This window comes from Bacillus sp. ISL-4, from assembly GCF_018613275.1.
Lineage (GTDB): Bacteria > Bacillota > Bacilli > Bacillales > DSM-1321 > Peribacillus > Peribacillus simplex_E.
Map to the genome: position 1 here is coordinate 14,432 of NZ_JAGGQN010000032.1, position 14,177 is coordinate 28,608.

The window sequence follows — 14,177 nt, forward strand, 5'->3', positions numbered from 1 at the left end:
TACTTCAGTTACAAGGTAAAAAAACTAATGTTCACTTTTTTTAAGAATACTTTCTTTTGTTTACCATCATTTATGATAAGGTTCTCCGTAATATATCTAAGGGCGGTTTTTACAGAATTTTCACCTCACTCTATTGATTAAGCATTTCATCATATACAATTTGAAGTTTTTCTAAAATCATTTGTAAATCCTTGTTGCTGTATAAATCTTCGAGAGCATTTAATATTTCCGATTCTTTTAATTCTTCAATTGATATTGTTTCAGAGTGAATACGAGTATATTTGGCTTCTTGTTTAAGTCCTTTTTTGTTAAAATTTATACCCTTTTCTTTAATTTTCTCCATTAATAGAACACGTTTATCTGCTTCAATCGGACCAATTTCTAGAGTAAAGTACAGTGAACCTGAATGAATATCCATCCAAAATAGAAATGGGCCATTATCCCACCACCATATTTCTCTTGTTTCTCCTAAATCTTCTTTAAACACGTCAAACAAAGGAATTTTAAACGATAGATTTCGTGATGATACCCGATAATGATTTTCAGGGATGTTTTTAGATGCCATCCATTTTTTAAATGCATTTTGAACTTGTAGCTTTTTTTCATCTAAAGAGGACTTTTCCACCACAGGAGGAGCTAATTCTTCTTTTACCAGACTTTCATTATTTAATACTGCAGCTACTTGCTTACGTAACAATGTAAATTCTGAACTATTATACAAATCTATCATTACTTGTGTAAGTTCAGTCATATCATTCCATTTGTTTACATCCATCTTTTGTGAGAAAAATCGTGTATAACGAGCTTTTTCCAATTTTGAACTCTCTTTAATCGACAACCCAATTTTTTCTAGTTTTTCAAGCATTGAAAGACGCCCAACAAGTTCCATTGGTCCTATTTCCGCAGTAAGGCGCAAGCGATTATCATTTGTTCTATCAAACCAAACGATTATTCCTTTTCCTAACCAATAATTTGGTTCCCTTAATGAAAATTGCCCGATGGAATCCCATTCAGGTGGCAGTAAATTTGGAACAGTAGGATGTGCATTATAAAGAACATCTTCTTTAAATTGTTGACAAATAAAATGTTCAAAACTATAGGATAGAATGTTTTTACCTTGGTTGAAAATATAGTTAATTGTATTTTTATACTTCATCATAAATTCAAATTGATATCCTGAATCAAATTGCAATTGCTTATTACAAATAGACGTTTTTTCAAATAGCACTTCAATTGTTGTTCTATGATTACGGTATATCTCAATTGCTTGCATTATTTGTTCTTGATTTGGATAAAATTTTTCTCTTAATATTTGGCTATACTCTTCAATAAATGTGTAAACATTATCACTTAATTGTTCCCTATATAACATAAGAATTGTATGTAAAATCGATTCGATACGTTCATAAGTAAGAATAAAATATTGTTGATTAGAAGGCTCTTCTCCATCAAGTGTTAAGTAAATCGGAATGATTGAAAAATCTTCAAAAATATTTTGGATAAAAGTTAAATAATCATCCAACTGATTTTTCGATTCTGTAGAATAAAATTTATTTTCAATCAGAAATACAGATTTCAATTGTTGATTTACTATAAGTAAATCGATAAATCGATTATTGTCGGTTTTAACTTCACGATATACATGACTTTCTATTAATGAATGATTAAGAATTTCACCTACTGCTTCATATTGTAGTTTATTGCCGTTTTCATCTATTAAGATAAGATGTTCAAGCATTTTACGTAGAAAATAATCATGCAGGCTATGATTTTCTTTTGGATCTAGCAGCCACGCCAAAATATTCGAATGACGGATTTCATAGTTTTCTAATTTTAAGATTTTTAATGCATTGAAAGAGTTTACTTGTTGATTAAGTTGTTGAAATGTCATATCATTTTCCAGTTCAAATAAATTCCGAATTTTCATCTAATTTCACTCCTAAAATTCACTTCTATACGAATACTTCTTAATAAAATACGTCACTTATTTACGGTACTGTCCTCCGTAATGTGCTAAGTGAGAGGTTTTACTCTTCAAAGAAATCCAAATCAATTTTTTTCGTAACAAAGACTTCCTCATTACTGACCCCAACATTATATTTAAACATTAAATCTGTTAGCTGATTACCATCAATCAGTATTACACGCTTATCGATAGAATTTGCATAATCAATAGCACCCTGCGTAAATTTTGCAGTAGTGATAAAAATACCTTTTGAAGCTTGTTTACCTACAAGACTCCCCACAAATGTTTGAATATCTGGACGAGATACAGTAGAATCCTTTTTCCACCTTTTTGCTTGAAGATAAATCATATCTAAACCTAAAACATCCTCTTTTATGATGCCATCTATACCTTCATCCCCTGATTTCCCAATAGCTCTACCTGCATCTTTAACTGACCCTCCGTATCCCATTGCTACTATTAAATCTACAATTAATCTTTCAAAAAAGATTGGTGAGCAACTAAGTATTTTTTCTAACAATAGGTCTTGAATTTCATTCTTTAAAATATTATAGTTCTCACCGATTAATTCTAATGGCGTTTTATCTTCTGTATTTTCAACAGATTCAACTGTTTTACCTTTTGGATCTTGATTAATAAACTCGTTAAAACTCGGATACCTAGTTAATAACTTTTGGATTTGAGTCAATATTTTGGACACTAAAAAGTTAAATCTTAAGCTGTATTCCTAATTCGATCTTCAATGGCTTGTGGGGTTTGATAACCCAAGCTGCTGTGAATTCTTTTTCGGTTATACCAACCTTCAATAAATTGGAACATCGCTAATTTAGCTGTTTGATAGTCTAGATATTGTACGTGGTTGACTTCTTCCTTCTTTAATAGGGCATGAAAGGATTCAATACAGGCATTATCGTACGGGCAACCTTTCTGACTAAAGGATTGCTTAATATGATGGTTTTGGATATGTTGAGTAAACTCACTGCTTGTATATTGTGAGCCAAGATCGGTATGAAGAACTAAGCCCTCCGAGGGCTTTTGTGATAGGTGTGCGTTATTGAAAGCTTTTATGACCAGTTCTGTCGTCATTGAACGAGAAAATGAATACCCTACTATTTTCTTAGAATGAAGGTCTAATACCGAAGCTAAATAACACCATCCGTCTTTTAACGTGTGGATATACGTAATATCTGCTACCCATTTCTCATTAATGGTCTGAGTAGTGAAGTCTCGTTTTAACAAATTATCCAATTGAATAACCTTTTCTTTAGATGGATAGGGACGGTATTTTTTCTTAGTAATAGAACGAATTCTCGCCTTGCTCATTAAGCGTTGAACACGCTTTAGACTTAGGGAAAACCCTTTGGTTAATAAGCTTTCATGAATCTTTGGAGCCCCATATCGTCCCTTGCTTTCCAGGTAAATGAGATGAATTTCCTTCGTGAGTTCTTGGTTTTCCTGTTCGCGATTTGATACGACTATTTGAAGGGACTGATAATGGCTGCTTCTTGGGATTTCTAGTATTTCACACATCTTCTGTACGGGATATTGTTTCTTGTGTTCCTCAATAAATTCGGTAAGATCTGTTTCGGTTACTTTTTCGCGAATATGGCCATAGCCTTTTTTAAGATTTCAACTTCTTGCTTTAACCGAAGGTTTTCCTTTTGAATGGCGGCTAATTCCTTTGGAGTCATGGACTCTTCCCCTAAACCGATTGGAGTAAATTCTTTAACCCATTTATAAATGGTAACTTCTGATACGCCATATTCGCCGCTTAATTCTTTGACCGAATTACCCGAGTGATAAAGATCTACAATAGTCTTCTTGAATTCATTATTGTATTTTTTACCTGTATTCTTACGTTCCAAGACGGACACATCCTCTCAAAAATCATTGTAAGGACTTAACTAAAATGTGTCCATGAAACTATACTAACTCCAGTGATTATATGTCATACAAGAGTTCAACAAGCTAAAGTATGTCGGTAGCCAGTTCCTGATTTGGCTAACATAGTAGGGTATATTAGGCGGTGTTTTTTTATGGGATTATTTTTTGAAAAAAGAGAAAGTACTACACCATTTATACTGATTAGACATTTGATGATGATAGCAATGGGCTTAATATTACTATTAGGTTTAATTACCGATTTTAACTTTAATTTCCTAAAATATATAATTTTTTTATCAGGAATTGGTTCAATAATAGATGGCTTTGAATGGTTTTTTTAAAAAGAAAATAAGAAGCAGATGTTATTAGATTTTGGTATGGCGGTTATATGGTTCGCAGGATTTTTGGTATTGCATTTTTTATAGATCTAACGGGTGCTTTACTCCAAATAAGTTAGTTTATTTTCAAATATAATTACTTTAGGGGATATGCAGGGTGGGAGAATTTATTGGGATGACAGTAGTTTTAGTTACTGGCATTACGTTAATATGGGCAGGGATATTTTATTTAACAAAGAAAAATTACCAAAACCAAGATGAAGGTCTAGAATTTTTAATAAAAATCACCCCTTTACCCCGTATTTTTAATTATTGGTTAGTTAAAACTTTATTTATTGTTTCCGGATTATTAGCTTTTCTTGCTAGTATTTACGGATTTTTAACCTACGTAATGATCAACTAGAATGAATATCAAACAGCAGCTTGGATATTCTCTCTAAATTGAAAGGGTTTCATAAAAACTTTAATCCTTGTTGAACTAACGGGTGCTTTACTTCATTACCAGGAGCTGATCAGCAGCTCCTTTTCTTATGGAACTAAAGGGGCAGGATAGTTGAAGAGTGCTCTTTGACCTTTATTCAACAATTGGGCCATATTGTGGCATAACGGATTAAGAATATTTTGCTAAAGTTAGGAAGGGATTGTGAAGGAGTGTTATTAACCTATAGATAGTTCAATAAAAAAGTAAATTAGGTGTAATGATAATATCAATTGGTTTATAGTAAAAAGAATAATTTTTCTTTATATATCTAAGGGGGGATAGCTATGGAAAAGCTAGAATATGAATGGGTAAAACAAACACGTCAGATTTTATTAGACCAGTGTAGAGAATTGAATGAAGATGACTTTACTAAAGAGTTTGAATTTGGTTTTCAGAGTATTAGAGATTCTTTAGTTCATGTGGCAGGTTGCTATCATGCTTGGCTAGGTTCTTTTGTACTTTCAGAAACATCATCACCATTATTTACGAAGGAAGTAATTAATAATATGCAGTTAGATGATATTCAACGCTATTTTCAACAAGCTGATATATATGTAGAAAGTGTATTGAACAATTCACAAACAAATTTGATAGGTTTATCGAAAAAGAGCTTTCTTGGAAAGCAGGCAGTGGGTTTGTAAGAAAAACGCCACACCAATTACTAATCCATTCAATTACTCATGAGTCGCATCATAAAGGGCAAATTGTAGCTATGCTACGTCTACTTGGCCATATACCTAAAAATACAGACATATTGGGGTTGCCTGAAAAGGAATTCGCTAAATAATAAATAAAGAAGTCTTCCACAATAGGGCGCTATCCTGGAACAAGGATAAGCGCTTATTTTCCATTTTAGGGCCATTTTCTTGAATAAGAAGTTGCATAAAATCCCACTTTTTTATACAGATTCCAGGTGCGCTTGAGTGTGCGCAAACTTTGATTAATGATAAAATCCTGCATAAACAATAAATTGTGACAGGTTGAACCCTCATAGTTCCCAAGGTGTTTTGTAAGAGGGAGCTTCTGTTAGGACATATTATGTCAACCTAATATGTATACATATATACATAATTTTTGTTCTTTTTTGGAAATATAAAATTGTACCGTTTATAAGAAATAGCGTGAAAAAATGAGAAGTAATAACTTTTTGAAAGTAGCAACCCTGAATTGTGAATAAGGAAGTGACCAGCAATGATTACCAGTTTTAAAGACCGAATCACGACTGGCCAAGTAACTGTTATTGTAGCCAATGCTATATTCGGGGTAGGAACCTTCACCTTGCCCAGAACTGCAGTAGAGAAGGTGAAAACCCCAGATATATGGATCAGCGTTATTTTAGGCGGTCTGATCGCGATGATCGCAGGAGTGATCATGGTTAAATTAAGCGAACAGTTTCCCGGAAAAACCTTTTATGAATACAGTCAAGAAATTGTTGGTAAATGGGTTGGAGGGTTCCTTAGTCTGCTTATTGTATGTTATTTTTTTTCATCTTGTGGGTTTCAAGTCCGGGCGCTAGCAGAAGTATCGAATTTGTTTTTGTTGGAAGGCACCCCTACCTGGGCAATCATCATGACATTTTTGTGGGTAGGTCTGTATCTGATCATTGGCGGAATAAATCCAATTGCCCGAATGTTTGAAATTATCTTGCCTATTACCATCATCATTTTTATAATTGTTGCCTTTATGAGCTTCAAAATATTTGAAATTGATAATCTACGCCCGGTACTAGGGCTGGGAGTGATACCGGTACTAAAAGGAGTACAGACAACTGGTCTATCATACACTGGTGTTGAAACCATTTTGTTCCTTTTGCCATTTATGAAAGAACCAAAGAAAGCAGTAAAAGCCTTGCTTGTTGGAGTTTCTATTCCATTGATTTTTTATTTGATAACGGTCGTAATGGTTATCGGAGGATTATCTGTTGATGGAGTGGTCACGAGAACATGGCCGACACTTGATCTTATACGAAGTTTTGAAGTCACCGGTTTGATCTTTGAACGATATGAGTCTTTGTTGCTCGTAATATGGATTATGCAAATGTTTTCTGCCTTTACGATCTTCTACTATGGTGCTGCTTTAGGACTGGCTCAACTCTTCAAAAAGAGCATTCGTCCATTTATGTATGGCTTGCTTCCGGTTATCTACATCATTGCCATGATTCCGAAAAATACCAATGACATGTTTAAATTTGGGGATTTACAGGGCAATGTCGCGTTGTATTTATTCGGTTTACTGCCACTGGTGCTTCTAATGGTCTCGCGATGGAAGGTTAGAAAACATGAAGAAAAGTCATAACAATTTACGGTTTCTTTTGGTTTCACTGTTGGTTCTTTTTACTCCTGTCTCTTACCACAGATTTCTAATAAAGCGACTTCCGATAACTATTTTCATGTAAAATAGGTAGACAAGATATTTTTTATTCCGCAATCGGGCGCTATTCTTTAATAAGAATAGCTTTCCTTAATGAACTAACGGGTGCTTTACTTCATTACCAGGAGCTGATCAGCAGCTCCTTTTCTTATGCAACTATAGGGGCAGGATAGTTGAATAAGAGGTATTTTCAAATAGTTAAAAATATTACTTTATAGATAATTAAGTTGTTTAGTTTTGTTTTAGAAATGCAGTACCCTCTTGTGATGGGAGGTTATTAAGTTGTCTACTTTAAACAATATTTTAGGAATAATAAAGCTATTTATTTTCGGAAAAAGAATCATATATCTTAGTACCAATTCATAAAAAATTAAAATTTAATTCATCTAAGTGTATACATCTAATATCACTCATTCGTTGTATAAGTATAGGGAGGACAAAAGATGAAAAAAGAAAATGTATTAACCTCCTACCTTATCAATTTAGGAGAGGAAGTGTTCAAGCTATTACTAGCGAGAGGAGCCAAGAAAGAAGATGCAGAAGATATAATTCAAAACACCTACTACAAAATTTACACGCTATTGGATAAATTAACAGAGAGCAATATACGTCCTTGGTTTTTTAGAGTATCACTTAATCAATATATTGATTTGAAAAGGAAAAAGGAGCAGCAGAACATTTACTTAACTGAGGAAATTTATTCAAAGCTATCACATATCGATTGCGATTTTGATACGGTTTTAAATAAAGATGAGATTTTTTATTTATTAAAAGACATAAAAAAAGATTACAAAGAAATTTTCTTTTTAAAGTATTACTATGATTTTTCATATGAAGAAATTGCAACTATTTTGGATATTCAAGTAGACAGTGTAAAGCAAAAATTATATCGTGCACGTAAATTTATTCACTCAAAAATAGGAGGACCATATTGATGGAATCTTCGTTAAATGATGCTTTAAAAAAGGCTAAACGAAAACATCTATTAAAAATTATCATCACTTCAATTATTGTAGTACTAATTCTCTTACCTATCTTTTATAAAACAGGTAACTACTTTGCAGCGAAAAGCTCTACAAGACTTCACGGAAAGCTTTTTTTACATAATGCCATTGCTGAACCTAATATTCATATCGACTCTCAAGTAACAAGTAATTCATCGATGTTTGGGGGGAACATTATTACAAACCGTTCTAAGAATATTAATGGTTATGTAGTTCAATGGAGCACTCTTACAAGTTCATATGATTGGTTTCGAGTCAATATTGACACGAACGAGTTAGTACCAGGATTTCATTGGTCTAATACAGAGTTCTATGAGTATGATAAACAGACAAAGAGTAAATCAGCAACATTTTATCATCCATCCATAAAAAAATACTATAATGGTGTACAAAATGAATTAGGGGAAATTTCGGAAATGGAGAACCACGTTGCAGAAGTTGCCATTTCCTTTGATAAACCATACACGTTACCGGAAATACAAGCAAAAATCCCTGATAATTTAAACATCGTATGGTTGTATATGGCTTCTCCAATTAGGGATGAAAGCAAGGGGCCAGCTGGTATGCCAGTTTATGGGTTTGAACTTTCCGACAACCCTAAAGAATCATATTCAAACTTTGTCGATGGTCTTAAAGAGTATGATTCAAACGGGAATGATGAAACAATTCAAGAATTTTTAAAGGTAAATAAAAATAAGAAGTTCGGTGAAGTGAAAATTTTAGGGGTAATGCTCACTGGAAAAACAAACAATTTCAAAGCCTTAGAGAATCAAGATTTTATCCGCGGTGCTTCAGTAGGTGCCACTGCACAAATCGTTCCTTATATTAAACCTGAAAAATAATATGCAAGAGACCCAATAAAAATTATGTTCTTATTAAGATAATTAGCAGTCTTTTTTGTTATGAAGCTAACGGTACAGTGTTCTTGGAAAGAGTGCTAATGAGATTTGATCTATTTTAATACATAGAAAACACAGTTTGTGAATAGATGTACTTAAACTAAACCAGCCAATAGTTTGTCAACATTTTTCAATAAACACTTAAAATTTTTCATGTTATACTAAATTTGCGTATGCCAAATAACCTTCCAAGGTTTTGTGTTTGGAAAGTTTTGGACTGTTTAGTTATACTTTAAAGCTAGGCTAGATCTTGGAAAGTCGATTTACTTTTTAAAAGTGCATAAATCCAATGTAACAATTTATTGGCACATGCTATCACAGCTACTTTAAAGGGCTTTCCTTCCTCACGTTTCTTATCATAAAATTCTCGTAATCGCTTGTTACGAGGAATGATTTCATCTGTCGTTTTCTTTTTGCGACAATCACGGATGGCACATTTTACAGCCATATACAAGGCGTGTCGTAGCCTACTAGAACCTCTTTTGGTAATCCGATTTAAAGTACCTTTGAATGTACCAGATTCAAAGACACTTGGATTGATTCCGGCAAATGCAACCAGTTTCTTAGGATGATTAAACCGATCAATTTCCCCAATTTCAGAAATTATCGTGGCCGCGATTTTTTCTCCGATACCAGGGATCGATTGGATAATCTTACACTCTTCAATACCTTTTGCTAAAGCATCTATCTCATCTTCAAGCTTGGATAGATGCTTTTTGTATTCAAGAAGCATATTAATATACATATCCAGGCTTAAAATCAGACTATGATATAGGTTTTTCTGAAATGGATTTTGAGCTGCGGCGGCCATCAATTTTTCTGCCTGACTGTCTGCCCATTTTTGCGAACGACTTTTACATAATTCTTTTATTTTCTTGGCGATTGTCTCTTCACCAGTATCCAAGATTTCTTCGGATGTAGGAAATGCTTGTAAAGTTAGTAAAGAAACATATGAATGTAAGTCCCCAAAAACCCCACGGTATTCAGGAAACACTTGATCCAGAACTGCTTGAAATTGTAATTTAGTTTGTACAAACATGCCTGTAATATTTTCGTGCTGTCTTGTAAGGTTACGTAGGTTTAAGAGCTGGATTCCTCGCTGTTTATAAGGCTCTAAGTCCTCTTTATAATACAGCTCGCAGAGATGGCGAGCGTCAATGACATCTGTCTTTACCTTGCGTAAACTAGAACTCTTAGCTCGATACGATATGAGTGGATTTACGATAATCAATAAGTACCCTCTATCCTCGAAATACTGGACAACTGGTGTATGATAATGTCCAGTGGATTCTAATACAAGGGGAGGCCGTTCCTCGGATACATTTTCTACTTCTCTAATAAAGTCTAGAAGACTAGCTAACCCTTCAAGAGTATGTGCTACTTTAAAGCCTTTTTTGTAAGGCTGCTTTTTATCCAAGAAAGCTTGAACCTGACTTTCCCCTTTTGCCACATCCAGACCAACTACTGGATTCATAAATTATCTCGGTGCGATAGTTCTTTAAAGAGCCATCTGCTTCTTATGGAACTAACGGGGCAGGTTAGCATTCCTGTAGAGCGTTAATTATTAACTTTGAAAAAAATAGGGCTCCTCAGTAAGATATGAGTAAGACATCACTCTAACTCAAAACCTTAGGAGGAACCCTAATATGAATTTTAAAATGCAGGACAAACAAAATCAACTCATTGAACGAATTTCTGATCGACATCTCGTTGTTGGCGTGGATATCGCCCAATAATTTCACGTTGCTCGAGCTGTAAATTATCGAGGAATCGTGGTAGGTGATCCTCTTACTTTTGAAAATAACGAAGAAGGCTTTAACAGATTTCTAGAATGGATTAATAAACTAAAAGGTAAAAACAGCTTAGACACAACTATTGTCGGTATGGAACCTACAGGTCATTACTGGATTAATCTATCGAAATGGTTATCTAACGAAAAGATTGATGTCGTAACAGTCAATCCTCACCTTGTAAAAAGAAATAAAGAAAATCGAGATAACACTCAGTCTAAAAGTGATAAAAAAGACGCTCTCGTGATTGCGGATATGGTCAAGAATGGATACTATTCTTTTGTTCATGTGGCTTCAGAGTCTTTCGAAAAACTTCGAGTTCTTATGTCCAACCGTGACGTAATCGTAAAACGTCTCGTTAGTTCTATTAATCATTAAATCGATGGGTAGATGTTGTCTTTCCTGAGCTACGACAAGTGTTTAAAGATGTGAAAGGAAAAGGGGCAATCGCAACTCTACGTTTGTTTCCGACACCAATCCAGTTACGATCGATGCAACCTCAAGATATTGTAGCCAAATGGAAATCGGTAATGAAGCGTCAGCCTGGGTTGAAAAAAGCTTATCAACTTATAGATTTAGCTAAACGCTCTATCGGATCCCACCAAGCACATGATGCTTACAAGCTACATTTAGAACAACTACTGGAAGAGTATGATCTAGCTACAACGCAACTCGAAAGAGTGGAACAAGAAGTCACTAACGTGCTTCAACAAATTCCTTTCGCAAAGAAACTGTTGGCTATTAAAGGGATTAGTGAAATCTCTTTAGCTGGAATTTTAGGGGAAGCTGGAGATTTAAGTGGATTCGCCCACGGTAATTCTCTACTTCGTCATGCAGGGTTACATCTTTCCGAGGCGAGCTCTGATAAATGGAAAGGTCAGATTGTCATTTCTAAACGTGGGAGATCCAGACTGCGGCGTTTCTTATACCTAGCGACGATGTGCCTTGTCATGAATAACCCTGAGTTTAAAGCGTTGCACGCTAATAATGTTAAGGTGAAAAAAATAAAGAAAATGAAATCAATTATGAAATTGGTTGGTAAACTGGCTCGAGTATTTGTAGGCATAGCCAAACGAAATGAATCTTATTCCCCGGAAAAATTACAACTTTTTTCAGCTCTAGCAGCCTAGTTTTTATTGAATAAATCATGCTTTACAGGTTCCCGAAGGGAACCTCACTTGAAAATAATTAATATTTTATTTTCAGCTTATCTTTTGTCGAATGTTTTCTTATTCGTAGGATTTCAAAGATGCACAGAGTACCAGATTTCTTGAACAAAAGGGCACCGACCCATTAGGTTAGCATAACTGGCCTCCACCCCTTGGATAGGCATGACGAAGGAATGAGAGGGCATATTTTTCGATGACCCGTTGAGACATGGGAGGGAAAGCCTCCAGGGGCGGCGTGGAGATTATGTGCATTATATGGTAGAATATGGAGTTTCCTATTACTCCTTTATTTAACTATGCCTCCATGAAACCAAAATGATCTGAGCTCATTGCTTTTAACCGTAAATATATTTTCAAGGGTTATGAAATCCTGCGAATAAGTGAGCATTCGAGAGATATAGCTATCATACTGAGGGAGTTGAATAAGGACTTGGTGCAGCTTCGTATTTGACCCCTATTGTTTCCTTTAAGGAAATTTTAACAATTAAAAATGACTTCCTGCTGGAAGTCATACATTAGTAAATTACTTACTTAAAGTAAAAGCAAAATCTTATTATTTCTGCCTTACTGCTACTTATATGGGACAGAAAATTCTAGAGGAGCTGCTATACCAACTAATGAAGTTCCTCCTGTAGTATAGCCAACAGGAGCGACGCGTGGAATTTTACCAGTTCCACAGTCAATTTGCAAAACTCCACCATTGACCAATTTTCAAATAACGGAAATCAAATGTTTGTTGTAGATGTTTATCCATTTCAATCATCTCTTATTAATATATGTTCAAGAGCTAGGTTGAATAATAATAATAATAATAATAATAATAACGCCAAAAATAAACCAGAAATTGACAAATGTAGTGGAATAAGAAGTAGTAATACGAATGTAATGTGCAGTAAATAAGGAGGGGGTTGTTCGGACTGACGGGGCAGAATAGTTGAAAATAATAGGAGAGGGAAACTACTACCCCCTCCTAAATTTAAATTTGAAAATTTTAGTTTGGAAGTGGTGCCACTAAATGGATTAAGAGGAAAAGGCTTGTACAGTTTTATTTTATACCAGCTTTTTTTAGTGCCTTTGCGACCTCTTTTGCAAACTCCAACGGACTTTGAATTGATTCAAGGTGCATATAAATGAGTCGTGGTTTTTCAAATAACCAGTGGTTGTGTGTTGCCGAAACTTTTATATGATCACTCATTTTAATAGCTTTTAAAAAAGGATTCACTTCTTCCTGTAAAAAAACAAGTTCAGCTAAATTTAAAGTTTCACTTTTCTTTGAAATCGGTTCAAAACTAAACTCAAGAGAAATTACCATCTCTGATTGAGTAGATTGACCAAGGATTGTTGGTTTTAGATCACTTCTCTCCCTTGTTACCATACATACATTATTTTTTTGCAGCGCTTCACCTTTAAGGATTTTTGCGAGTTCCTTACACAAATCTTTAGACATTTAATCACCTCCAAAAAGATATACATTAGAATATGAAAATAAAAAGTGTTCGAAACTAGCCAAAAGTTTATATATTAGAAAATGGACTAAATTAGATATTTTTTAAACAACAACCATGTTTCATAAAAGAAGAAAAAAAGGTATTTAAAATATAGGAAGATTTGAAACTAATATAGAACGTATATGGAGGACAGAAGATTGTGGAGAACTATAAGGGGCTTGGCATTAACAAGCAAGGCATTTTTTCTTCTTCCAGTAACAGGGCAGAATAGTTAAACAAGATCTTCGTCTCTATGGTAAAATATGGTGAGAGATATTTGACATGACCACAAAGGAGGAACAATGAACTTGCCCACATCTGAACCGAAGTTTACCATTACTCGCCCCCTGAATGCCCGCCGAGAGCTCGTGTGGCGCGCCTGGACCGAAGAGAAGGAACTCGCCGACTTGTTGCCTTCGACACCCCTGGAGACCATCGCATTCGACGTTCGCGAAGGCGGACGCTACCGCTACACGATGGTCAACATCGAGACCGGCGAGGAGTATCCCACCGGAGGTGTGTTTCTCGACGTCGTACCATTCGAACGGCTCGTTTTCACCTGGGGCTACCCCGATGATCCCAGCGAGAACTCCCCTGTCGTGACCCTAACCCTCACCGCACACGGCGACCGCACCGAGATGATTTTCCACCTGAGCGGATTCGCCGGTCACTCCGGCGATCAGTACGTGTACGACGGCTGGTCCGAAGCGCTCGACAAGATTGTGAAAAAATATACTTAAACAAACGGGTGCATTAGTAAAAAAATGAAGGGTGATCAATAATTGAGAA

13 protein-coding genes and 1 pseudogene are annotated in these 14,177 nt (G+C 35.0%); 9 read left to right on the forward strand and 5 right to left on the reverse strand.

From position 1 onward, the window contains the following. Window positions 1-130 precede the first annotated feature (130 nt). The 3 genes from J7J00_RS19150 to J7J00_RS19160 all read right to left on the reverse strand — a co-directional run bounded on the left by J7J00_RS19150 (window position 131) and on the right by J7J00_RS19160 (window position 3,831). The gene (locus J7J00_RS19150) at window positions 131-1,927 is read right to left on the reverse strand and encodes a PDDEXK-like family protein (RefSeq protein WP_214793574.1); all 1,797 of its coding nucleotides are present in this window, start codon (window positions 1,925-1,927) and stop codon (window positions 131-133) included. Between the two features lie 100 nt (window positions 1,928-2,027). Continuing rightward, the gene (locus tag J7J00_RS19155; RefSeq protein WP_286201466.1) at window positions 2,028-2,654 is read right to left on the reverse strand and encodes a restriction endonuclease; all 627 of its coding nucleotides are present in this window, start codon (window positions 2,652-2,654) and stop codon (window positions 2,028-2,030) included. A 26-nt stretch (window positions 2,655-2,680) separates the two neighbouring features. Next, window positions 2,681-3,831, reverse strand: a protein-coding gene (locus J7J00_RS19160) for an IS3 family transposase (protein ID WP_370014669.1) whose coding sequence is annotated in 2 segments (ribosomal slippage) — window positions 2,681-3,582 and window positions 3,582-3,831 — 1,152 coding nt in all. Because the reading frame shifts where the segments join, the coding sequence is not laid out codon by codon here. 171 nt (window positions 3,832-4,002) lie between these two features. Here J7J00_RS19160 and J7J00_RS19165 point away from each other — a divergent pair. The 7 genes from J7J00_RS19165 (at window position 4,003) to J7J00_RS19190 (ending at window position 8,885) form a co-directional block, all read left to right on the forward strand. Beyond that, window positions 4,003-4,191, forward strand: coding sequence for a hypothetical protein (locus J7J00_RS19165; protein ID WP_214793582.1), 189 nt, complete (start codon window positions 4,003-4,005; stop codon window positions 4,189-4,191). 154 nt (window positions 4,192-4,345) lie between these two features. Next, a complete protein-coding gene (locus J7J00_RS19170; RefSeq protein ID WP_063576495.1) occupies window positions 4,346-4,591 on the forward strand; it encodes a hypothetical protein in 246 nt (81 codons plus the stop codon). A gap of 362 nt (window positions 4,592-4,953) precedes the next feature. Next, complete coding sequence (locus tag J7J00_RS19175; RefSeq protein WP_286201467.1) at window positions 4,954-5,310, forward strand: DinB family protein; 357 nt, start codon at window positions 4,954-4,956, stop codon at window positions 5,308-5,310. After that, complete coding sequence (locus J7J00_RS28255; protein WP_396020588.1) at window positions 5,268-5,456, forward strand: DinB family protein; 189 nt, start codon at window positions 5,268-5,270, stop codon at window positions 5,454-5,456. Before J7J00_RS19175 ends, J7J00_RS28255 begins: the two co-directional genes overlap by 43 nt. 404 nt (window positions 5,457-5,860) lie before the next feature. Continuing rightward, the gene (locus J7J00_RS19180; RefSeq protein ID WP_214793585.1) at window positions 5,861-6,964 is read left to right on the forward strand and encodes a spore germination protein; all 1,104 of its coding nucleotides are present in this window, start codon (window positions 5,861-5,863) and stop codon (window positions 6,962-6,964) included. 518 nt (window positions 6,965-7,482) lie between these two features. Further along, on the forward strand, window positions 7,483-7,974 hold the full coding sequence (locus tag J7J00_RS19185; RefSeq protein ID WP_214793588.1) for an RNA polymerase sigma factor: 492 nt from the start codon (window positions 7,483-7,485) through the stop codon (window positions 7,972-7,974). Beyond that, a complete protein-coding gene (locus J7J00_RS19190) occupies window positions 7,974-8,885 on the forward strand; it encodes a sigma factor regulator N-terminal domain-containing protein (RefSeq protein ID WP_214793591.1) in 912 nt (303 codons plus the stop codon). The genes J7J00_RS19185 and J7J00_RS19190 overlap by 1 nt, the downstream gene beginning before the upstream one ends. A 295-nt stretch (window positions 8,886-9,180) precedes the next feature. On the opposite strand, the gene J7J00_RS19195 is transcribed toward J7J00_RS19190, so the two are convergent. Further along, window positions 9,181-10,416, reverse strand: a complete 1,236-nt coding sequence (locus tag J7J00_RS19195; protein ID WP_214793595.1) for an IS110 family RNA-guided transposase — start codon at window positions 10,414-10,416, stop codon at window positions 9,181-9,183. Window positions 10,417-10,588: 172 nt separating this feature from the next. Here J7J00_RS19195 and J7J00_RS19200 point away from each other — a divergent pair. Beyond that, window positions 10,589-11,862, forward strand: a pseudogene (locus J7J00_RS19200) (IS110 family RNA-guided transposase). Window positions 11,863-12,946: 1,084 nt separating this feature from the next. Here J7J00_RS19200 and J7J00_RS19205 read toward each other — a convergent pair. Continuing rightward, the gene (locus J7J00_RS19205) at window positions 12,947-13,348 is read right to left on the reverse strand and encodes a DUF1259 domain-containing protein (RefSeq protein ID WP_214793598.1); all 402 of its coding nucleotides are present in this window, start codon (window positions 13,346-13,348) and stop codon (window positions 12,947-12,949) included. A 342-nt stretch (window positions 13,349-13,690) separates the two neighbouring features. Here J7J00_RS19205 and J7J00_RS19210 point away from each other — a divergent pair, with 342 nt between their 5' ends. Beyond that, the gene (locus J7J00_RS19210) at window positions 13,691-14,128 is read left to right on the forward strand and encodes an SRPBCC family protein (RefSeq protein ID WP_286201468.1); all 438 of its coding nucleotides are present in this window, start codon (window positions 13,691-13,693) and stop codon (window positions 14,126-14,128) included. The last annotated feature ends 49 nt before the right edge of the window (window positions 14,129-14,177 follow it).